Source organism: Comamonas squillarum (genome assembly GCF_025309455.1).
Classification (GTDB): Bacteria; Pseudomonadota; Gammaproteobacteria; order Burkholderiales; family Burkholderiaceae_C; genus Comamonas; species Comamonas squillarum.
Map to the genome: position 1 here is coordinate 4055832 of NZ_CP104377.1, position 20637 is coordinate 4076468.

18 protein-coding genes are annotated in these 20637 nt (G+C 65.0%); 7 read left to right on the forward strand and 11 right to left on the reverse strand.

Going from position 1 to position 20637, the window contains the following annotated elements:
• Nucleotides 1-2 precede the first annotated feature (2 nt).
• The 3 genes from N4T19_RS18520 to purU form a co-directional block, all read right to left on the reverse strand.
• Nucleotides 3-419 carry a carboxypeptidase regulatory-like domain-containing protein gene (locus N4T19_RS18520; RefSeq protein WP_260718743.1) on the reverse strand — a complete coding sequence of 139 codons (417 nt, stop codon included), beginning with the start codon at nt 417-419 and terminating at the stop codon, nt 3-5.
• 98 nt (nt 420-517) lie between these two features.
• Nucleotides 518-2023, reverse strand: a complete 1506-nt coding sequence (locus N4T19_RS18525; RefSeq protein WP_260718744.1) for an FAD-linked oxidase C-terminal domain-containing protein — start codon at nt 2021-2023, stop codon at nt 518-520.
• A gap of 76 nt (nt 2024-2099) precedes the next feature.
• Nucleotides 2100-2945 (reverse strand): formyltetrahydrofolate deformylase, encoded by an 846-nt coding sequence (gene purU / locus N4T19_RS18530; protein ID WP_116926151.1) that lies wholly within the window; start codon nt 2943-2945, stop codon nt 2100-2102.
• A 703-nt stretch (nt 2946-3648) separates the two neighbouring features.
• Between purU and N4T19_RS18535 the strand changes: the two genes are divergently transcribed.
• On the forward strand, nt 3649-6114 hold the full coding sequence (locus N4T19_RS18535; protein ID WP_116926152.1) for an adenosylcobalamin-dependent ribonucleoside-diphosphate reductase: 2466 nt from the start codon (nt 3649-3651) through the stop codon (nt 6112-6114).
• A gap of 109 nt (nt 6115-6223) precedes the next feature.
• Here the strand turns inward: N4T19_RS18535 and N4T19_RS18540 are convergent, their stop codons facing one another.
• On the reverse strand, nt 6224-7429 hold the full coding sequence (locus N4T19_RS18540; protein ID WP_260718745.1) for an MFS transporter: 1206 nt from the start codon (nt 7427-7429) through the stop codon (nt 6224-6226).
• A gap of 105 nt (nt 7430-7534) precedes the next feature.
• Here N4T19_RS18540 and N4T19_RS18545 point away from each other — a divergent pair, with 105 nt between their 5' ends.
• A complete protein-coding gene (locus N4T19_RS18545; RefSeq protein WP_260718746.1) occupies nt 7535-8308 on the forward strand; it encodes an AraC family transcriptional regulator in 774 nt (257 codons plus the stop codon).
• On the opposite strand, the gene N4T19_RS18550 is transcribed toward N4T19_RS18545, so the two are convergent.
• The 5 genes from N4T19_RS18550 to N4T19_RS18570 all read right to left on the reverse strand — a co-directional run bounded on the left by N4T19_RS18550 (nt 8309) and on the right by N4T19_RS18570 (nt 11861).
• Entirely contained in the window at nt 8309-8698 is a 390-nt protein-coding gene (locus tag N4T19_RS18550) for a carboxymuconolactone decarboxylase family protein (protein WP_116926154.1), read from the reverse strand.
• Entirely contained in the window at nt 8691-9113 is a 423-nt protein-coding gene (locus N4T19_RS18555; RefSeq protein ID WP_116926155.1) for a MerR family transcriptional regulator, read from the reverse strand. Before N4T19_RS18555 ends, N4T19_RS18550 begins: the two co-directional genes overlap by 8 nt.
• A gap of 123 nt (nt 9114-9236) precedes the next feature.
• Complete coding sequence (locus tag N4T19_RS18560) at nt 9237-9542, reverse strand: BTH_I0359 family protein (protein ID WP_021027590.1); 306 nt, start codon at nt 9540-9542, stop codon at nt 9237-9239.
• 183 nt (nt 9543-9725) lie between these two features.
• A complete protein-coding gene (locus N4T19_RS18565) occupies nt 9726-11000 on the reverse strand; it encodes a DUF3108 domain-containing protein (RefSeq protein ID WP_260718747.1) in 1275 nt (424 codons plus the stop codon).
• 48 nt (nt 11001-11048) lie between these two features.
• Complete coding sequence (locus tag N4T19_RS18570) at nt 11049-11861, reverse strand: IclR family transcriptional regulator (RefSeq protein WP_116926157.1); 813 nt, start codon at nt 11859-11861, stop codon at nt 11049-11051.
• Between the two features lie 159 nt (nt 11862-12020).
• Here N4T19_RS18570 and N4T19_RS18575 point away from each other — a divergent pair, with 159 nt between their 5' ends.
• On the forward strand, nt 12021-13070 hold the full coding sequence (locus N4T19_RS18575; RefSeq protein ID WP_260718748.1) for a fumarylacetoacetate hydrolase family protein: 1050 nt from the start codon (nt 12021-12023) through the stop codon (nt 13068-13070).
• 80 nt (nt 13071-13150) lie between these two features.
• Here N4T19_RS18575 and N4T19_RS18580 read toward each other — a convergent pair whose 3' ends face one another.
• Nucleotides 13151-13597, reverse strand: coding sequence for a MarR family winged helix-turn-helix transcriptional regulator (locus tag N4T19_RS18580; RefSeq protein WP_021025643.1), 447 nt, complete (start codon nt 13595-13597; stop codon nt 13151-13153).
• Nucleotides 13598-13791: 194 nt separating this feature from the next.
• Here N4T19_RS18580 and hmgA point away from each other — a divergent pair, with 194 nt between their 5' ends.
• From hmgA to N4T19_RS18600, 4 genes are all read left to right on the forward strand, one after another.
• Nucleotides 13792-15102 (forward strand): homogentisate 1,2-dioxygenase, encoded by a 1311-nt coding sequence (hmgA, locus tag N4T19_RS18585; RefSeq protein WP_116926159.1) that lies wholly within the window; start codon nt 13792-13794, stop codon nt 15100-15102.
• A 29-nt stretch (nt 15103-15131) separates the two neighbouring features.
• Nucleotides 15132-16451: a fumarylacetoacetase gene (gene fahA / locus N4T19_RS18590; protein ID WP_116926160.1), complete on the forward strand. Its 1320-nt coding sequence runs from the start codon at nt 15132-15134 to the stop codon at nt 16449-16451.
• A gap of 107 nt (nt 16452-16558) precedes the next feature.
• Complete coding sequence (locus tag N4T19_RS18595) at nt 16559-17530, forward strand: Bug family tripartite tricarboxylate transporter substrate binding protein (protein WP_182344779.1); 972 nt, start codon at nt 16559-16561, stop codon at nt 17528-17530.
• Nucleotides 17531-17740: 210 nt separating this feature from the next.
• A complete protein-coding gene (locus N4T19_RS18600) occupies nt 17741-18442 on the forward strand; it encodes a haloacid dehalogenase type II (protein ID WP_116926162.1) in 702 nt (233 codons plus the stop codon).
• A gap of 958 nt (nt 18443-19400) precedes the next feature.
• Here N4T19_RS18600 and N4T19_RS18605 read toward each other — a convergent pair.
• Nucleotides 19401-20606, reverse strand: coding sequence for a M20 aminoacylase family protein (locus N4T19_RS18605; RefSeq protein ID WP_021028679.1), 1206 nt, complete (start codon nt 20604-20606; stop codon nt 19401-19403).
• Nucleotides 20607-20637 lie beyond the last annotated feature (31 nt).

Here is a 20637-nt window from a genome sequence, read left to right on the forward strand (position 1 = left end):
GATCAGAAGCGGTAGTCCAGTGTCTTGCCGGGCGTACCGGCTGCCCCCACCTCGACACCCTGGTCGATCGTCTTGCCGCCATCGGCGCTGGCCTTGACTGTGTAGCGACCGCTGTCCAGGCGCAGCAGGCAGACGGGCCCCTGGGCCTGGAACTGCGCCACTTCCTGCCCCTTGCCATCGGCAATCACCACCTGGATCTTTGCGAGGTAGTCGCCCGACTTGGTCGCAAACAGCAGCGACAGCGGGTAGTCCTTCATCGCCGCACGCATCGCGGTCGATTCATCAATGCCAATGCCGCCGCAGACATACTGCACATCACCTGCTTTTTGCAGCGCGGGGTGCTGCGCATGGGCCGCAGTAGCCGACAGCAGCGCGGCGCAGAGCACGGCGGCACTCAGGGTGGGGGTGTGGTTCTTCAAGGCAGTCCTTTGCAGTCATGGATCTGCCTTGACTGTGCCTGGGCGTGGCTGTACCGCCTGTCAGCGAAGGGCGGACATGGCGGTACGCCTGCAGCGGCTTAAAAGCGTGGCAAATCTGGATGGGACAGCTTACCCGCGCGCACCAGCATCTTGCCGTACTCGGCGCAGCGGTTCAGGGTCGGGATCACCTTGCCGGGATTCAGCGAGCCCTGCGGGTCAAATGCGGCTTTCAAGGCCAGCATCTGCGCGTTCTCCTCGGCCGAGAACTGCACGCACATGCTGTTGAGCTTTTCCACGCCCACGCCATGCTCGCCGGTGACGGTGCCGCCCATGGCAACGCTGGTCTCCAGAATGTCGGCGCCAAACAGCTCGCAGCGGTGCAGCTGGTCGGGGTCGTTGGCATCGAACAGGATGAGCGGGTGCAGGTTGCCGTCGCCGGCATGGAAGACATTGGCGCAGCGCAGCTGGTACTTTTTCTCCATCTGCTGGATGGCGAGCAGGATATCGGCCAGGCGCTTGCGCGGAATGGTCGAGTCCATGCACATATAGTCCGGGCTCATGCGGCCGCTGGCGGGGAAGGCGTTCTTGCGGCCGCTCCAAAAGCGCAGCCGCTCTTCTTCGTCCTGGCTGATGCTGATGGCGGTGGCGCCTGCGGCGCGCAGCACCTGGCTCATATGGGCGACCTCTTCGGCCACCTCTTCGGGCGTGCCGTCGCTCTCGCACAGCAAGATGGCTTCGGCGCTGAGGTCATAGCCGGCATGCACAAAGTCCTCGACGGCAGCAGTCATTGGCTTGTCCATCATCTCCAGCCCGGCCGGGATGATGCCGGCGGCAATCACGGCGGCCACCGCATCGCCCGCCTTGCGCACATCGTCAAAGCTGGCCATGATGCAGCGCGCCAGCTGCGGCTTGGGAATGAGCTTGACCGTCACCTCGGTGGCCACGGCCAGCATGCCCTCGCTGCCGATCACCGCGGCCAGCAGGTCGTAACCCGGCACATCCAGCGCCTGGCTGCCAAACTCGATGGGCTCGCCCTCGACGGTGAAGCCCTTGATCTGCAGCACGTTGTGCACCGTGAGCCCGTATTTGAGGCAGTGCACACCGCCGGAGTTCTCGGCAATATTGCCGCCAATGGTGCAGGCAATCTGGCTCGATGGATCAGGCGCGTAATAGAGGCCGTAGGGTGCCGCAGCATCGCTGATGGCCAGGTTGCGCACGCCGCATTGCACCACCGCCGTGCAGGCGGCCGGGTCGATGTGCAGGATCTGGTTGAAGCGCGCCATCGACAGGGTCACGCCCAGCGCAATCGGCAGTGCACTGCCGGACAGGCCGGTGCCTGCGCCGCGCGCCACCACGGGCACCTGCAGCGCATGGCAGGCCTGCAGCACCGCCTGCACCTGGGCATAGGTCTCGGGCAGCGCTACTACCAGCGGGCGCTGGCGGTAGGCCGTCAGGCCATCGCATTCATAGGGTGTGGTGTCCTCGTCGTGCCACAGCAGGCAGTCGTCGGGCAGCAGCTTGCGCAGGGCGGCCACGACTTCGCGCTGGAGTTCTGCGCGCTCGGTCAAGGCCGCTGGGGGGGTGGAGAGGTCAACCTGGCTCATGCCCACACTGTAGCAAGTTGCGGGCAGCGTGCCGGTCACCGGGGCAACCGCCTGCCGGCAGCGCCCCGGGGGGGCATCAGCGAAAGATGACCGTCTTGTGGCCGTTCATCAGCACGCGGTACTCGCTGTGCCACTTCACTGCGCGGGCCAGCACCTGGCTCTCGGTGTCCTGGCCGCGGGCGGTCAGGTCTTCGACGGTGTCGGTGTGGTAGGCGCGGGCCACATCCTGCTCGATGATCGGGCCTTCGTCGAGGTCGGCCGTCACATAGTGGGCGGTGGCGCCAATCAGCTTCACGCCCCGGTCATGGGCCTGGTAGTAGGGCTTGGCACCCTTGAAGCTGGGCAGGAAGCTGTGGTGGATATTGATCGCACGGCCCGACAGCTTGCTGCACAGGTCGTTGGAGAGCACCTGCATGTAGCGCGCCAGCACGACCAGCTCGGCGCCTTCGGCCTCGATGATCTCGAACTGCTTGGCCTCGGCCTGGGCCTTGGTCGCCGCCGTCACCGGGATGTGGTGGAAGGGGATGTTGTAGCTGGCCGCCAGCTGGTAGAAATCGCGGTGGTTGCTGACGATGGCGCGGATGTCGATCGGCAGCAGGCCTTCCTTCCAGCGGAACAGCAGGTCGTTCAAGCAATGGCCCTGGCGGCTGACCATGATGACGGTCTTGATTTTTTCATCGGCCGCATGCAGGCGCCAGTGCATCTCAAAAGGCTTTGCAAAGGCATCCAGGTCTTCGCGCAGCTGGCTGGCAGCGCCGGTGCTGGCAAAGCGCACGCGCATGAAAAACAGGCCAGTGGCCGGGTCGTTGAACTGGGCGGCTTCTTCAATATTGCTGCCGTGCTCCAGCAGGAATCCGGATACCGCGTGGACCAGCCCCCGGCGATCAGGGCACGAGAGAGTGAGGATGTAAGCGTTGGTCATAACCTGCCATTGTCGCAGTGTTGGCCCGGGATCCTCGGTAAAACCCTCGCCCAATGGGATGGATGCGGATCGGGATGAGGCGCAAGGCGTCTTTCGCAGTCAATAGCGAGCTATTGACAAGGAAGGCAACGCAGCGGATCGCCCGAGCCCGCATTCAGACCATGGCAGGGATTTTTGCCGAGGATCCCTTGGGGAGTTCCCCAGTCGGGGTTTGGTTTTATACCCTGGTAAAACGAGGTTCCGACTTTGTAAATAAACGTCAAGATTATAAATTTATTGTTCTGTCATCCTGTGGTCATCTGGGCAAGCAGCTGACCCGGAAAACTGCAGAAAATCAAAGACATTGACCAGAACCCGTGCGGCTTTGAAGAGGATGGTGGATAAGCGCTTCCTCGCTTTCCAGGCGTTGGCAGCACGGCATTTCCGCAATCGGTCCAAGCGGGTATGCAGCCACACCACAAGGGTGGTTTCGTGGTTTTCATGTTCGGCAATTGGGGGTAGATTGGCAGTTGGTCTCCAACCCCAAGTGAGTTTGGATTGGCCTATCGATTTCACCAAACTGCCGCCCTGACCGTGGGCATGCCCGAGAGCCATGTCCCGCTGCATGGGGCCGGGCTGTGGGTCGTCTGGCGCCAGTGCTGCCCCAGGGGCGGCCATCGCCGTGATCTGCTGGCACACGACCGATTTTTTGAGGATTTAACAGATGAAACGCGACACCATCACCCCGTCTCCCCAGGCCCTGGCTGCCCAGGCACCCCAGGCCATCAGCCTGGATGTGCTCAAGGAGAAGTACTTCAAGGGTGATGAGTCCAGCATCGAGGACCTGTACAGCCGCGTCGCGCGCGCGCTCGCGGCGGTGGAAAAGCCCGAGCTGCAGGCCGAATGGGAAGCCAGGTTCTACGCCAACCTGCATGCTGGTGCCATTGGCGCGGGCCGCATCATGTCGGCCGCCGGTACCGACATCCAGGCCACCTTGATCAACTGCTTTGTGCAGCCGGTGGGCGACTGTATCCAGGGCTTTGACGACGAAGGCTACCCCGGCATTTACGAGGCGCTGCGCGAAGCGGCGGAGACCATGCGGCGCGGCGGCGGCGTGGGCTATGACTTCTCGCGCATCCGCCCCCGGGGGGCGGAGGTCAAGGGCACGGCCTCGATGGCCTCGGGCCCTTGCAGCTATATCAATGTGTTTGACCAGAGCTGCTCGACGGTGGAGTCGGCCGGCGCACGCCGGGGCGCGCAAATGGGCGTGCTGCGCATCGACCACCCCGATGTGATGGAGTTCATCACCGCCAAGCGCACGCCGGGCCGCTGGAACAACTTCAATGTGTCGGTGGGTGTGCCTGATGCCTTCATGCAGGCGGTGGTGGACGATGCCGACTGGCAGCTGGTGCACAGCGGCAAGCCCAATGCCAAGCTGCGCGCCGAAGGCGCGGTGCTGCGGGACGACGGCCAGTGGGTCTACAAGACGGTGCGTGCCCGGGCGATGTGGGACACGATCATGACCTCGACCTATGATTTTGCCGAGCCGGGCATTTTGTTCCTCGACCACATCAACGACGACAACAACCTGCGCTACTGCGAGCGCATTGCCGCCACCAACCCCTGCGGCGAGCAGCCGCTGCCGTCCTACGGCTGCTGCGACCTGGGCCCCATCATCCTGACCCGCTTTGTGCGCAACCCCTTTGGCTTTGGCGGCCTGCCGAGCTTTGATTTCGACAGCTTCGAGCAGGTCGTGGCCACCCAGGTGCGTGCGCTGGACAATGTGCTGGATGCCACCTTCTGGCCGCTCGAGCAGCAGCGCGAGGAGTCGGCCGCCAAGCGCCGCATTGGTGTGGGCTTTACCGGTATGGGCAATACCTTGACGATGCTGACCCTGCGCTACTCCGACCAGGAAGGCCGTGACATGGCCAAACGCATTGCCGAATGCATGCGCGATGCCTCCTACCGCGCCTCGGTCGGCCTGGCCAAAGAAAAGGGCGCCTTCCCCAAGTTCGATGCCAAGGGCTATCTGGCCAAGGGCACCTTTGCCAGCCGCCTGCCCCAGGACATCCAGGACGACATCCAAAAACACGGCATCCGCAACAGCCACCTGCTGTCGATTGCGCCCACCGGCACCGTCTCGCTGGCCTTTGCCGACAATGCCTCCAATGGCATCGAGCCAGCCTTCTCCTGGACCTACACGCGCAACAAGCGCGAGGCCGATGGAAGCAAGAGCCAGTACCAGGTCGAGGACCACAGCTGGCGCCTGTACCGCGAGCTGGGCGGTGATGTGGAGCAGCTGCCTGCCTACTTTGTCTCGGCGCTGGAGATGTCGGCCACCGAGCACCTGGCGATGATGGAAACCGTGCAGCCCTATGTGGATACCGCCATCTCCAAGACGGTGAACATCCCTGCCGACTATCCCTACGAGGACTTCAAGAACCTGTACCTGCAGGCCTGGCGCGCCAATCTGAAGGGCCTGGCCACCTACCGCCCCAACAGCATTCTGGGTGCGGTGCTGGAGACCACGCCGGCCGCCAAGCCCGAGGCCCCAGCCGCCGAGAAGGCCCCGGCAGCGGCGGTCGTGGACCCGATGAAGCTGGTGATCGAGCGCCGCCCCGAGGGCGAGCTCAGCGCCGTGGCCGACAAGGTCGAGTACTGGACGCAGGAAGGCCAGCAGCGCCTCTACATCATCGTCTCCTTCCTGCCGGTGCCCAGCGCCGACGGCAAGAGCATGGTGGACCGCGCGGTGGAGTTCTTCATGCCGGTGGGCCAGAGCGGCGAGTCGCAGCAGTGGATTACCTCCAGCATGCGCCTGCTGTCGCTGGCCGCGCGCGGTGGTTTCCTCGAGCGTGCGCTGGCCGACATGCGCAAGGTCGCCTGGGACCGGGGCCCCGTGCGCCTGGGTACCTACCAGCGTGCCGATGGCACCCATGTGCCGATGTGGCATGACTCGGAAGTGTCCGCCATCGCCTACGCGGTGCAGCAAATCCTGGAGCGCCGCCGCCAGCAGAACCTGCCAGGTATCAGCCACTCCACCCTGACCCCGGCCGTGCCCGCCCCCGTGGTGAGCCAGGCGATGCAGACCATGGCTGGGAAAAAGTGCAACGAATGCGGCGCCCATGCGGTGATCCGCAAAGATGGCTGCGAGTACTGCACCTCCTGTGGTGCAGTGGGTGCCTGCGGCTAAGCCTGAAGCAGGGGCTGAACTGGCGCCTTGCCCCTGACGAAGAACGCCCGTGTCGCAAGACCGGGCGTTGGTGTTTTCAGGCTGCTTTGAACAGGTTCTCAGACGGGCATCAGCGCTGCGGCACCTTGGGCAGGAAGATGGCGACCATGCCCAAGAGCGGCAGGTAGGCGGCCATCGCGTAGACCTGTTCGATACCGCTGCGGTCGGCGATAACGCCCAGCACGGCGGCGCCCAGGCCGCCCATGCCAAAGGCCAGGCCAAAGAACAGGCCCGAGACCATGCCGATCTTGCCGGGAATCAGCTCCTGCGCGTAGACCAGGATGGCCGAGAACGCGGAAGACAGCACCAGGCCGATGATGATGGTGAGCACCACCGTCCAGGCCAGGCTGGCGTGAGGCAGGATCAGCGCGAACGGCGCCACACCCAGGATCGAGGCCCAGATCACGGGCTTGCGGCCGATGCGGTCGCCAATTGGACCCCCCACCACCGTGCCCACGGCCGAGGCCAGCAAAAAGACAAACAGCAGCAGCTGCGCGTTTTGCACGCCCACGCCAAAGTGCGCCATCAGGTAGAAGGTGTAGTAGCTCGAGAGGCTGGCGATGTAGAAGTATTTGGAGAAGATCAGTACCAGCAGTACGCCCACGGCGCCCAGCACCTGCGAGCGCGGCAGGCCATTGGCCACCGGGGTGCGCACGCCTTTGGCCGCGCGGTGCTGCACGGCGTACCAGCGGCTCACCCAGGCCAGCAGCGCAATGCCGCCGAGCGCCGCCAGGCCAAACCAGGCAATGCTGCGCTGGCCAAAAGGCACGATCACCGCTGCGGCCAGCAGCGGGCCCAGCGCCGTGCCGGTGTTGCCACCCACCTGGAACAGCGACTGCGCCATGCCATGCTTGCCGCCCGAAGCCATGCGGGCCACGCGCGAGGATTCGGGGTGGAAGATCGACGAGCCCGTGCCTACCAGGGCGGCGGCTACCAGCACCGTGCTGTAGTTGGGCGCAAAGGCCAGCAGCAGCAGACCGCCCAAGGTAAAGCACATGCCCAGCGGCAGCGAATAGGGCGTGCTGCGCTTGTCGGTGTAGAGGCCCACCAGCGGCTGCAGCAGCGAGGCGGTGACCTGGTAGACCAGGGTGATAAAGCCGATCTGGCTGAAGCTGAGCTGGAAGTTGCCCTGCAAGATGGGGTAGAGCGCCAGGATCAGCGACTGCATCATGTCGTTGACCATGTGGGCGGTGCTGATGGCACCTAGCACGCCAAAGGCGGTGCGGGGCGGGGCAGCTTGGCGCTGGGCGGGATGGGCGGCGAGGGAGGAGTTCATGGCGGCATGGGCCTGTGCGGTTCAAGACAAAGCCGCCATGCTAGGGCCGGGCCATTTGCCTGTCTTGCGCATTTTGGGCTAAAGTCTTCGCAAAACGGACATTTGATGCCTTACTACTTCCAGACGCTGGAGGAGATGGAGCGCAGCCCTGTGCCCATCGCCTGCCATGCCACCGATTACGCGCCGGGCAGCAGCACCGGCACGCACCGCCACCCTTTCCACCACCAGCTCATCCATGCGGTGCATGGCGTGATGCTGGTCGCCTCCGACGGCGGCCAGTGGATCGTGCCGCCCACGCGTGGCATCTGGATGCCGGCGGGTACCGAGCACCAGGTGCGCCATATCGGCGAGGTGCGCATGCGCAGCCTGTTTGTGCGCCCCCATGCCGCGCCCGGTCTGGCCGAACAGGCGCAGGTCGTGGGCATCTCGCCGCTGCTGCGCGAGCTGATTCGCGCGGCGATGCAGATCGACATCCCTTACGCGCCCGATTCACGCGATGGCCGCTTGATGCGGCTGCTGCTCGACGAACTGCAGGCGCTGCCGGTGCTGCCGATGCACCTGCCCAGCCCGGCCGACCCGCGGCTGCAGCGCAGCTGCGGGCATATCCAGCGCAAGCCCGACGATCAGGCCACCTTGGCTGATTGGGCGCGTTTTTTCGAGGTGGACCCCAAGACCTTGCAGCGCCTCTTTCTGCGCGACACCGGCATGGGCTTTGCCCGCTGGCGCCAGCAGGCGCGGCTGCTGCAGGCGCTGGAGCGGCTGGCACAGGGCCAGAAGGTGATCGATGTGGCGCTGGCGCTGGGCTATGACAGCCCGGGCGCCTTTGCCACCATGTTCAAGCGCCAGTTCGGCCAGACGCCGTCGGGGTTCTTCCGCTGATCAGGCGCCAGGTGCAGGATGCTGCGCAAACACCTCCTTGGCCACAAACAGGCCATTGAGCGCGGCCGGAAACCCGGCATAGACGGCCATCTGCATGATGATCTCCACCACCTCCTGCTGGCTGCAACCCACATTCAGTGCCGCCTGGATATGCACCTTCAGCTGCGGTGCCGCATGGCCCATCGCGGTGAGGGCGGCCACCGTGGCTATCTCGCGGCTTTTGAGGTCCAGCCCCGGGCGGCTGTAGATGTCGCCAAAGGGGAATTCGATCAGGTAATCCGCAAAGTCAGGCGCGATACCGGCCAGGCTGGCCACCACCTGTTCGCCGGCATGGCCATCTATCTCGCGCAGCTTGTCCAGGCCACGTTGGTAGCGGGAGGTTTCAGCCATGGTTCGGGTCCTTCTTTGGAGCGGCGTTTTTGCGGGGCGGCGCAGAGTCCGCGCTTTCCAGCGCCAGGTAGTGGGCAATCTTGTCTTGCAGCGCCTGGGCGGCTTGCTGCATCGCGGTGATTTCGGCCTGCACCTCGGCCAGGTGCGTTTGCAGCATGGCGCGCCGCGCTGGCACGGTGGCATCGCCGGTGCTGCGCAACTGGGCGAACAGGCGCATCTTCTGGATGGGCATGCGGGTGGTGCGCAGGCGGGTCAGAAAGGCGAGCCAGGCCAGGTCTGCTGCGGCATAGCGGCGTTGGCCGCCGGCCGCACGCGCTACGGCGGCAATCAGGCCAATGCGTTCGTAATAGCGCAAGGTGTGGGCGCTCAGCCCGGTGCGTTGCGATGCTTCTTCAATGCTGAGGGGTGGTTCCATGCAGGCATTGTCGAAGTTAGAGCGCACTCTAAGTCAAGCGTCGCCGCCGCTTTTGGGCAAAAAAAACTGTTTGCGCCTGGAGGGTACGCAAACAGCGGGGATGGGGGGCGAGAGGTGCGGCGTTTAGTGCACGATCACCGGTTGCTGGGCCAGGCCGGTATAGCGGTCCAGTGTGGCCTCGACTTCTTCTTCCGTCGGCGCATTGGCTTGCCAGGCCTGGATTTGCTGGTGGAACATTTCTGCCCAGGCACCATCGAGGTACAGCTCCTTGCCGCTGCGCTTGTCCACAATCTCAAAACCCTGGCGCTGCAGATGGCGCAGCGGCTCGGTAACGGTGGGGTTGGTGACGGAAGCACCATCGTTGGACAGGGGCAGCTCTGGCGTCAGGTGCAACACCACAAAAGAGTCCGAGTCGTAAATCATTTGCATGATGTTCCTCCTTGTGAAGTGCAGGTGGTGGCAGTTTGCGGATTTGCAAGTCTGCGTCCACATGTCCGTTGTAGCAGGTTTTGATGGCATTCCTGGCAATTGGCGCCCTTTTTACGGCCAAACGTCGCAAATCAGGGACGTATCGCGCAGGCTTTGTCGTACAAAGCCGCGCAGCGCGGCGGTTCAAGGCGGGCTGTCCACCGTTGCCGCCTGCAGTTGCAGATCGGCAAAATCGCCATTGGACTGGGACAGGCGGATGCGCACCGGCAGGTACTGCAGCGACGGGGCCAGCCAGAGATGGGCCGTTTGGTCCTGGCCCTTGCGCGGCTGGCGCGTCAGGCGCAAGCTGGGGGTGGGCCCGGCGGGCAGATCCAGCGTTTCGGGGCCGTCGACGACAAAGGTCCAGACCTCGGCGCTGCGCGCGCTGGTCACGTTGATCGCCACCGTGCTGCCCGGCGCATAGCGCTCGGGGTTGGCCGCCACCATGCTCGAGAGCTGCAAAAAGATCGACAGCCGGTCTTGTACGCCAGCGCTCACGGCCTGGGGCTCGTCGCCGTCGCTGTAGCGGATACGGGCTGCCGGGGCATCGAGCTCGGCGCTGCGCTCTTTGCGCGCCTTGTCGACAAAACGCTGGGGCGCCAGGCCGTGGGGCGTAATCAGCCCGCTGCTGGTCTGGCTGCGGCTGCCCATCAAAAAGGCCGACACCTCCTGCTCGGCCTGGTAGCGCTGGCCATCGGACTTGAACGTCAGCTGCGCCTTGGCCGAATACTGGAAGCCCTTGGCCGAGCCCTTGGCCTGGAACTGCAGCCGCGCCGAGGGCGGCAGCTTGATCGCTGGCAGCGGGCCGGCATAGCCGGGGCTGCCAATGCCTATCGCGGGCGCGGGTTCGCTGGCGCTAGCACTGGGCGCCTCCGTCTCGGCCTTGGCCTCCGAGGTGGATGGACTGGCGCTGGGATTGGCATCGCCCTGGTCTGCAACGGCATGGAGCGGCTGCAGATCGGCCGCAGAGCCGGGGATGGGCTCCGGCATGGGCGCGGGGCTCGCTTCGCCGGATGCGAGCAGTTGGTCCAGAGCCGAAGGGGCAGCGGGTGCCGCGTCGGCTTCTGTGGTGGGCGCTGCCTCCGAGGTGGCTGGTTTTTCGGTGGACGCTTCCCGGAACTTGGGGCCCACACTCGCGCGGCTGGCGGGCGCCTGTTCTGGCGGCGCTTTTTGGACCTGGGGCCGGGGGGCGGCAGGCGCCGCTTGCGCCACGCTGGGCCTGGAGGCCGGCGTGGGTGCAGGCGGCACGGCAGCCGGGGGCGGTGGGGCTATTTGGCGCACCTCAAAGCGCAGCTCCTTGGGGGTGCTGCCGGTGATGCGCGCCTTTCTCAGCGCCTCCTGCACCCCGGGCCAGGCCAGCAGCAGCCCATGGGCGGCCAGCACGGCAAAAGTCAGCAGGATGAGGGGGCGTTGGCGCATGAGACGCCCAGTGTAGTGCCTGCTGCGCAGGCCCACAGGGCAGCTGGATTAGGTTGGCTGCAGGGCCTGACCGCCTGGTTCAGTGCCGCTGTAACCCAGCGCGTGCGAGAGCTGGGCGGCGATGGTCTGCAGGCCCTGGGCGATCGCGCCTTGGGGGGCGGGGTCGAATGTGGCCTGCGTGCCCAGGCTGGTGATGCCCAGCACCAACTGGCCGCGCGCATCGAAGACAGGCGCACACAGTGCGACCACGCTGGGCAGCAGGGTGTCGACCACGCAGGCGGTGCCCTGGCTGCGCACCTGGGCGAACAGCTGGTGCGCGGCGGCGGCGGTCTGGGGCAGGTCGCTGCGCCCGGCCAGGCGCGCCTGGGCCAGCTCGCGCTCCAGGGCGGCTTCGGTCCGTGCGGCGGGCAGCCAGGCGCCAAAGCAGCGCCCGGTAGCCGATGAGAGCAGCGGCATCACATCGCCCAGGCGCAGGTGGCCGGTGGTGCCGTGGGGCGGCTCCTCCCAGTGCACGATGGTGGCGCCATGGTTGCCCCAGACGGCCAGCGCCACCGTGTGGCCCAGGCGGTCGAGCCAATCGGGCATGCGCTCGCGCGCCAGCCGCACCGCATCGCTGCGGCGCAGTGCCGCCAGCCCCAGCTGCAAGGCCATCGGGCCCAGGTCGTAGCGCGAGGTGGCCGCCTCCTGCTTGACCAGGCCGCTGCGCTGGTAGCTCACCAGATAACGGTGGGCCTTGGCTGCCGGCATCGCAGCGGCCTGCGCCAGGTCTTTGAGTGCCAGCGGCCCACGGGCCTCCACCAGCGCCTGCAACAGCGCAAATCCCACCTCGACTGACTGAATGCCTGCACGATCCTTGTCCATGGCGGTAGTTTAAGGTATTCTAAAAAAAAGGAATGCGTTTTACTAATCGTAATTTGGCGGCATAAAGCATGGCCATCGGCATGTGCAAGGGCTGCGCCAAGCACCCAGCCCGGGGGCAATCTGGCACGATAGAGGCATGTTTGACTGTGAGACACCGGTATGAAGCTTGCAAGCTATAAAGACGGATCGCGCGACGGCCAGCTGGTCGTCGTCTCGCGCGACCTGCGCACGGCCCATTACGCCTCCGGAATTGCGCACCGCCTCCAGCAGGTGCTCGACGACTGGTATTTCTACGCCCCCCAGCTGCAGGATCTGTACGACGCGCTCAATGCTGACCGCGCGCGCCACAGTTTTGACTTCAACCCCGCCCAGTGCATGGCACCGCTGCCGCGCGCCTACCAGTGGCTCTGTGGCGCCGCCTACCTGAGCCATGTGGCCTTGCTGCGCCAGGCTCCGGGCGAGGATTTGCCCGCTGCGCTGAAGACCGATCCCTTGGTCCACCAAGGCGCGGGCGACGCCTTCATCGGCCCCTGCGACGACATCGTCGTGGCCAGCGAGGCCATGGGCATTGATTTCTCGGCCGAGCTGGCCGTCATCACCGGCGATGTGAAGCAAGACAGCAGCCCCGAAGATGCGCTCGACAGCGTGCGCCTGCTGATGCTGGCCAACCCGGTGAGCCTGCGCCAGCTGCAGGCGGCCGAGCAGGACAAGGGCGCGGGCCTGGTGCAGAGCAAGCCAGTGACGGCCTTCAGCCCGGTGGCCATCACCCCCGATGAACTGGGCGACGCCTGGCGCGGCGGCAAGGTGCACCTGGCCTTGCAGACCAGCTGGAACGGCCGCAAGGTCGGCATGTGCGATGCGGGCCCGGAGATGGATTTTCACTTTGGCCAGCTGATCGCCCATGCCGCCAAGACGCGCCACCTGCGCGCCGGCACCGTGCTGGGCAGCGGCACCGTCAGCAACAGCGGCGCCGAAAAGCACGGCCGCATGGACTGGCCCAAGGGCTACGGCTGCATTGCCGAAAAGCGCAGCATGGAAGTGCTGCAAAAAAGCAAGAGCACCACCGGCTTCATGCAGTTTGGCGACACGGTGCGCATCGAGATGAAGGGCAAGGACGGCCACAGCCTGTTTGGCGCGATTGACCAGAACGTGGCCTCGCTCTACCAGACGCAGGCCGATGCCGTGGCCGAGCCGGAGGCCGCTGCATGACGGCCAGGCTGCATGCATGCCTGCGGCGGACGCAGCCGCTGCGGCGCCGTGCATGCAGCCCTGCGGGCCGCAGGGCGGCGCTACTCGGGCAGGCTGGTCTGGCGCGCGTGCTGCAGCAGGCGGTCGAGCAGCACACTGAGCTGCTCGCGCTCGTCGATCGTCAGCGCCGAGAGAATCTCTTCATTGCGGCGGGCGATGACCACCATCACTTTTTCCCAGCATTCGCAGCCCTTGGGCGTGAGGCTGAGCACCACGCCGCGTCCATCGACTTCGCTGGCTTGCTTGAGCACCAGGCCCTGCTCGACCAGGGCCTGGGTGGAGCGGCTGGCCTGGGCCTTGTTCAGGTTGGCGCGCATCGCCAGGTCATTGACCGACAGGGGATGGAACGCGCCAATGGCTGCCAGGCAGCGGGCCTCGCTGATAGGAATGCCCACCTCTTCCTCGTACACCATCTGGGTGGTGCGGTCGGTGACTTTGGCCAGTGCATGCAGGCGGTGGGTATAGGTACGGTCCAGCGGCGTGTTCAACGCGTCTCCTTGGTTTTGTATCAATGCTGGCTGGGAAAACAGCTACCGCGACTATGTCACGGAGCCCCGCTTTGCGGAAGCGCCCAGGGCACGCCCACGTCCAGTATTTTCCCTAGGGATTCCTAGTGATCGCTTCACCGCCAGGTCTGCACGGCCGGCACACCCGCCCCAACAACGACTGAAAGGAGACATGCATGCGCAGTTTGAACGCCGAGCCCCGGCACTATATGACAGGTTTTGCCAATGAATGGGCGACCGAGGCCGAGCCGGGTGCGCTGCCCGTGGGGCGCAATTCGCCGCAGGTCGCGCCGCTGGGCCTGTATGCCGAGCAGCTGTCGGGCACGGCCTTTACTGCGCCACGCCACAGCAACCGCCGCAGCTGGCTCTACCGCATCCGCCCCGGCGCCATGCATGAGCCCTTTGCGCCGCTGGCCCTGCCGCGCTGGCAAAGCCATGTCACTGGCGGCTTTGACGAGGTGCCCACGCCGCCCAACCAGCTGCGTTGGGATCCGCTGCCACTGCCCGATGCGCCCTGCGATTTTCTGCAGGGCATCGTCAGCATGGCCGGCAATGCCGCCTGCGGTATCCACCTGTATGCGGCCAACCGCAGCATGGAGGGGCGCTACTTCTACAACGCCGATGGCGAGCTGCTGATCGTGCCCCAGCAGGGGCGGCTGCAGATTGCCACCGAGCTGGGAACCTTGGAGGTGGAGCCGCAAGAGATCTGCGTGGTGCCCCGGGGGGTGCGTTTTGCCGTCACCCTGCTCGACGGCACGGCGCGCGGCTATATCTGCGAGAACTACGGCGAGCTGCTCAAGCTGCCCGACCTGGGCGTGATCGGCTCCAACGGCCTGGCCAACCCGCGTGATTTCCAGACGCCGGTCGCCGCCTACGAGGACAAGGAGGGCGACTTCGAGCTGGTGGCCAAGCTGCGCGGCCACTTCTGGTCGGCGCACATCGGCCACTCGCCCCTCGATGTGGTGGCCTGGCATGGCAACTACGCGCCCTACAAATACGATTTGCGCCGCTTCAACACGATCGGCTCGATCAGCTACGACCACCCCGATCCGTCGATCTTTCTGGTGCTGCAATCGCCCACCGCGCTGCCCGGCGTGGATGCGCTGGACTTTGTCATCTTCCCGCCGCGCGTGCTGGTGGCGCAGGACACCTTCCGTCCGCCCTGGTTCCACCGCAATTTCGCCAGCGAGTTCATGGGCCTGATCGAGGGCGCCTACGACGCCAAGGCCGAGGGCTTTGTGCCCGGCGGCGCCTCCTTGCACAACTGCATGAGCGGCCACGGGCCCGATGCCGATACCTTCGACAAAGCCAGCCAGGCCGACACGCACAAGCCGCACTACATCGACAACACGATGGCCTTTATGTTCGAGACCCCGGCCGTTATCCAGCCCACCGCCTACGCGCTGGAGACGGTGCAGCTGCAGCATGAGTACTACCGCTGCTGGCAAGGGCTGCAAAAGCATTTCAAGCCCCAGCGCAAAGCCTGAGGCGATTCCCCCACTTGGAGACATCAAGCATGACCCTGCTCAACGAAACCCATGACCCCGCGCTGCAAAGCTGGGTTCCTAGCGCCCAGGCCGCTGGCAGCGATTTTCCGCTGCAGAACCTGCCCTTTGCCAGCTTTCGCCGCCAAGGCAGCCAAGAGGCCTGGCGCGGCGGCGTCGCCATTGGCGACCAGATTGTCGACCTGCAGGCGCTGGCCGCCAGCGGCAGTCTGACGGGTGATGCGCAGCGCGCCGCCGAGGCGGGTGCGCAGGCTTCGCTCAACGCCTTGATGGCGCTGGGCCCCCAGGCCTGGAGCGCACTGCGCCTGGCGCTGTCGCGCGGCCTGCGCGTGGGCGCGGCCGAGCAGGCGCAGTGGCAGGGCTTCCTGGTGCCGCAAGCGCAGGCCGAGTACAACCTGCCCGCGCGGATTGGCGACTACACCGACTTCTACACCTCCATCCACCACGCGACCAATATCGGCAAGCAGTTCCGCCCGGACAACCCCTTGCTGCCCAACTACCAGTGGGTGCCCATTGGCTACCATGGCCGCTCGTCGAGCATCGTGGTCTCGGGCACGCCGTTCAAGCGCCCGGTGGGCCAGACCAAGGCGCCCGATGCCGCGGTGCCGACGGTCAAGGCCAGCGCGCGCATGGACATCGAGCTGGAAATGGGCATCTTCATGGGCCAAGCCAATGCGCTGGGCGAGCCCGTCAGCATCGGCGAGGCCGAGGACCATGTGTTTGGCCTGTGCCTGCTCAATGACTGGTCGGCGCGCGACATCCAGCCCTGGGAATACCAACCGCTGGGCCCGTTTCTGTCGAAGAACTTTGCCTCGACCCTCTCGCCCTGGGTGGTGACCCTGGAGGCGCTGGCCCCCTACCGCGTCGCCTTTGCGCGCCCCGAAGGCGATCCGCAGCCGCTGCCCTATATGGACAGCGCCCACAACCGCGATGCCGGCGCTTTCGACATCGCGCTGGCCGTGGACCTGCAGACGTCCAAGATGCGCGCCGCCGGCCAGCCAGCGGTGCAGATCACCCAGTCCAACTACCGCCATGCCTACTGGACCGTGGCGCAGCTGGTCGCCCACCACACCGTCAACGGCTGCAACCTGCAGCCCGGTGACCTGCTGGGCACCGGCACCTTGTCCGGCCCGAGCCTGGACCAGGCCGCCGCGCTGATCGAGCTGACCGTGGGCGGCAAGCAGCCGCTGACCCTCCCCAATGGCGAGACCCGCACCTGGCTGGAAGACGGCGACGCCGTGGTGCTGCGCGGCTGGTGCGAACGGCCCGGTGCTGCCCGCATCGGATTTGGCCCTTGCGAAGGCCAGATGCTGCCGGCGCGTACGCTGTAAGCGACAGGTGAGGGGCTGGGGGCAGGTGGACAATGCCATCAGGCCCCGGCGGCGCCCGTAGCCCCGCGCAGCTGAGACAACAAAGATTACTGACAGGAGACAACACCATGCCCACCCCTTTTTCCCTGCGCCAGCTACTGGCTGCCGCCGCGCTGGCCTTGCCCGCTCTTGGCCATGCCGCCTACCCCGAGCGTCCCATTGAATGGGTCGTGCCCTATGCGGCAGGCGGCGGCTCCGATGTGGTCGCCCGCGTGGTGGCCGAGCCAATGGCCAAGGCCCTGGGCCAGTCGATCATCATCCTCAATAAGCCTGGCGCGGCCACCAACATTGGTGCCGATTACGCCGCCCGTGCCAAGCCCGATGGTTACACCTTGCTGACGGGCGACACCGGCACCTTGGCGGCCAATGCCTACCTGTACCAAAAGCTCAGTTACAGCGCTGAGAAGGACTTTGCGGCGGTGGGCATGCTGGTGCGCTTTCCGCTGATCCTCGTCGTCAACCCCAAGCTGCCGATCAAGAACCTGGCCGAATTCACTGCCTGGGCCAAGGCGCAGCAGGGTGGCGTCAGCTATGCAACGCCCGGCGCCGGCTCGCCCCACCACCTGGCGACCGAGATTTTCAAGGAGCAGGTCAAGCTGAGCCTGGTGCATGTGCCTTACAAGGGCGCGGCGCCTGCGGTGCAGGATGTCCTGGGCGGCCAGGTGCCCTTCATGTTTGTCGACTCGGTCGCCGGCTTCCAGAACATCCAGGCGGGCAAGCTGCGCGCCATCGGCATTGCGACGCCGCAGCGCTCCAAGGTGTTTCCGGACGTGCCTACCCTCGACGAGCAGGGTGTCAAGGGCTTTGAGGCCTATGCCTGGCAGGGCCTGGTCGTCCCCAAGGCTACGCCTGAGGACCGGGTGAACCGCTTGAGCGAGCAGCTGCAGGCCACGTTGAAGGACCCGGCCGTCGTCAAGCGCCTCGAAGACATGGGACTGGAAGTGACGCCGACGAGCCGCAGCGAGATGGACAAATTCCTCGTGTCCGAGCGTAACAAACTCGGCCCCGTGATAAAAACCAACAATATTCAATTAGATTAGTTAAAAATTGTCGAATTGCGTTAAAATCGAAGCGCCAGTTGGTTAACCATTCGGGTTAAAAAAGTTAAGTCACCAAGCGCGATGTCCTAGACATCGCGCTTTTTTTGTGCCTGCGCTCTCAAAGAACCCTCGGCTGACACCTTCGCGATAGGGCGCCTGCCCGTGCTGGCGCATGCTCGGCCGTGTTTTTTCTTTGTTGGAAACCCACCCATGGCTGTAGCGCACCCCCAGATTCTGGCGTTTGACGTATTTGGCACCGTGGTGGACTGGCACGGCAGCATCGCGCGCGAAATGGCCGCCCGCTACCCCCAGGTGGATGGCGATGCCTTTGCACTGGCCTGGCGCAAGGGCTACCAGCCCGCGATGGACCTGGTGCGCCAGGGCCAGCTGGGCTGGACGCGCATGGATGCGCTGCACCGCCGCATTCTGGACGGCATCCTGCCGCAGTTTGGGCTGGGCGACATGCCCGAGGCCGAGCGTGCCGACCTGAACCGGGTCTGGCACCGGCTGGCGCCCTGGCCGGATGCCGTTGCCGGCCTGCAGCGGCTCAAAAGCCGCTTTGTCATTACGCCGCTGTCCAACGGCAATATTGCCTTGCTCACCCACATGGCCAAGAACGCCGGGCTGCCTTGGGATTGCGTGTTGTCGGCCGAAGTGTTTCAGGCTTACAAGCCCGATCCCCGGGCTTATCTGGGTGTGGCGGATGTTTTTGGGGTGGAGGCTGCTTCCGTGATGCTGGTCGCTGCGCATCACAGTGATTTGGCGGCGGCGCGTCAGTGTGGGTTGCAGACGGCTTATGTTGAACGGCCGCTGGAGTATGGAGCCAACCAGCCCAAAGATGTGACCCCCCAACCCGACAACACCTACCACTGTCGTGATTTGTTGGATCTGGCGGATCAGTTGGGGTGTTGAGGCTTTTTCCCTGGCGTGTGTTCTGACCGTTAATCGTGCTGTGGCGCCGATATGGGGCCTGATCCTTCGTTGCGCAGCCTTGCCGTACAGGCGTACTGTCTGCGCCTGCGCGCCTCGTCTCAAACCCTTTCTCGGCGTTGGGATGGTGGGGTTGGGCGTTGCGCTTGCTTCTTGAGCCCGCTCCGGCGGACTGTTTCATTTCATCTGATGCCTGGGCTGGCGCTGTTCTGAGTTTTTGAGTTTTGGGCTGTTAGTCGTGCGGGGGCGCCGATATAGGGCCTGATCCTTCGTTGCGCAGCCTTGCCGTACAGGCGTACTGTCTGCGCCTGCGACGCCTCGTCTCAAGCCCTATCTCGGCGTTGGGGTGGTGGGTTGGGCGCTGCGCTTGCTTCTTGGGCCCGCTCCGGCGGACTGTTTCATTTCATCTGATGCTTGGGCTGGCGCTGTTCTGAGTTTTTGAGTTTTGGGCTGTTAGTCCTGCGGGGGCGCCGATATAGGGCCTGATCCTTCGTTGCGCAAGCTTGCCGTACAGGCGTACTGTCTGCGCCTGCGACGCCTCGTCTCAAGCCCTATCTCGGCGTTGGGGTGGTGGGGTTGGGCGTTGCGCTTGCTTCTTGAGCCCGCTCCGGCGGACTGTTTCATTTCATCTGATGCTTGGGCTGGCGCTGTTCTGAGTTTTTGAGTTTTGGGCTGTTAGTCCTGCGGAGGCGCCGATATAGGGCCTGATCCTTCGTTGCGCAGGCTTGCCGTACAGGCGTACTGTCTGCGCCTGCGACGCCTCGTCTCAAGCCCTATCTCGGCGTTGGGGTGGTGGCGTGGGCGCTGCGCTTGCTTCTTGGGCCCGCTCCGGCATACCGGGGCGGGTGTGCAGATTTTGGAGTTGGCTGTTGCACATGGGGTGTCGAATGCAAAAAGCGCCCGGGGTGTCCTCGGGCGCTTTTTGCTTGCTTTGCTTCGCTTATTTCTTCGCTTGGGCCAGCCACTTGGTGGCCAGCTCTACCCAGTAGGTGGCGCCCAGGGGGATCAGGTCGTCGTTGAAGTCGTAGCTGGGGTTGTGCAGGGTGCAGGGGCCGCCGCCGTGGCCGATGGCGCGGTGGTCGCCTTCGCCGTTGGCGATAAAGCAGTAGGCGCCGGGCTTGGCTTGCAGCATGAAGGAGAAGTCTTCGGCGCCCATCGTGGGCTCTTGCGCTTTCACCTTATCGGCGCCGATGATGTCGACCATCACCTGGCGGGCGAACTCGGCTTCGGGAGCGCTGTTGACGGTGGCGGGGTAGTTGCGGTTGAAGTGGAACTCGCACTGGGCGTTGTTCATCGCGCAGCAGCCTTCGGCCACCTGGCGCATGCGTGACTCGATCAGGTCCAGCACTTCGGTGCGGAAGGTGCGCACCGTGCCTTGCAGCTCCACGCGGTCGGGGATGACGTTGTTGGCTTCACCGCCGTGGATCATGGTCACGGAGATCACGCCGGTATCGAGCGGCTTCTTGTTGCGGGTGATGATGGTCTGGAAGGCGGTCACAATCTGGCAGGCGATGGGCACGGGGTCGTTGCCCATGTGCGGCATCGCGCCGTGGCCGCCCTTGCCGGTGATGGTGATCTTGAAGTCGTTGCTGGAGGCCATCACCGGGCCGGGGCTCACGGCCATATTGCCGGCAGCCATGCCGGGCCAGTTGTGCATGCCAAACACCGCCTGCATCGGGAATTTCTCGAACAGGCCGTCCTTGATCATCTCGCGCGCGCCGCCACCGCCTTCTTCGGCGGGCTGGAAGATCAGGTAGACCGTGCCGTCAAAATCGCGGAACTTGGAGAAATGCTTGGCAGCGGCCAGCAGCATGGCGGTGTGGCCGTCATGGCCGCAGGCGTGCATCTTGCCGGCATGGCGGCTGGCGTGGTCAAAGGTGTTGGACTCCTGCATCGGCAGCGCATCGATATCGGCGCGCAGGCCCACGGCCTGGCCGCTGGCGCCGCCGTCCTTGCCGTGCACGATGCCGACCACGCCGGTGGTTCCCAGGCCGCGGTGGATCGGAATGCCCCATTCCGTCAGCTTGGCTGCCACCAGATCGGCCGTGCGCACCTCTTCAAAGCACAGCTCCGGGTGGGCGTGGATGTCTTTGCGGATCTGGGCGATGCTGGCCGCTTCGGCCACGATGGAATCAATCAGCTTCATGGAAAATCCTGTTGGCTACATGGGGGTGTAT

Bases quoted from the DNA above. Each gene is read 5' to 3' on its own strand.
- N4T19_RS18570 (WP_116926157.1), bottom strand. From the start codon at position 11,861: ATGGACAAGGATCGTGCAGGCATTCAGTCAGTCGAGGTGGGATTTGCG.
- N4T19_RS18525 (WP_260718744.1), bottom strand. From the start codon at position 2,023: ATGAGCCAGGTTGACCTCTCCACCCCCCCAGCGGCCTTGACCGAGCGC.
- N4T19_RS18605 (WP_021028679.1), bottom strand. From the start codon at position 20,606: ATGAAGCTGATTGATTCCATCGTGGCCGAAGCGGCCAGCATCGCCCAG.
- N4T19_RS18540 (WP_260718745.1), bottom strand. From the start codon at position 7,429: ATGAACTCCTCCCTCGCCGCCCATCCCGCCCAGCGCCAAGCTGCCCCG.
- hmgA (WP_116926159.1), top strand. From the start codon at position 13,792: ATGCGCAGTTTGAACGCCGAGCCCCGGCACTATATGACAGGTTTTGCC.
- N4T19_RS18555 (WP_116926155.1), bottom strand. From the start codon at position 9,113: ATGGAACCACCCCTCAGCATTGAAGAAGCATCGCAACGCACCGGGCTG.
- N4T19_RS18595 (WP_182344779.1), top strand. From the start codon at position 16,559: ATGCCCACCCCTTTTTCCCTGCGCCAGCTACTGGCTGCCGCCGCGCTG.
- purU (WP_116926151.1), bottom strand. From the start codon at position 2,945: ATGACCAACGCTTACATCCTCACTCTCTCGTGCCCTGATCGCCGGGGG.
- N4T19_RS18550 (WP_116926154.1), bottom strand. From the start codon at position 8,698: ATGGCTGAAACCTCCCGCTACCAACGTGGCCTGGACAAGCTGCGCGAG.
- N4T19_RS18575 (WP_260718748.1), top strand. From the start codon at position 12,021: ATGAAGCTTGCAAGCTATAAAGACGGATCGCGCGACGGCCAGCTGGTC.
- N4T19_RS18560 (WP_021027590.1), bottom strand. From the start codon at position 9,542: ATGCAAATGATTTACGACTCGGACTCTTTTGTGGTGTTGCACCTGACG.
- fahA (WP_116926160.1), top strand. From the start codon at position 15,132: ATGACCCTGCTCAACGAAACCCATGACCCCGCGCTGCAAAGCTGGGTT.
- N4T19_RS18565 (WP_260718747.1), bottom strand. From the start codon at position 11,000: ATGCGCCAACGCCCCCTCATCCTGCTGACTTTTGCCGTGCTGGCCGCC.
- N4T19_RS18600 (WP_116926162.1), top strand. From the start codon at position 17,741: ATGGCTGTAGCGCACCCCCAGATTCTGGCGTTTGACGTATTTGGCACC.
- N4T19_RS18535 (WP_116926152.1), top strand. From the start codon at position 3,649: ATGAAACGCGACACCATCACCCCGTCTCCCCAGGCCCTGGCTGCCCAG.
- N4T19_RS18545 (WP_260718746.1), top strand. From the start codon at position 7,535: ATGCCTTACTACTTCCAGACGCTGGAGGAGATGGAGCGCAGCCCTGTG.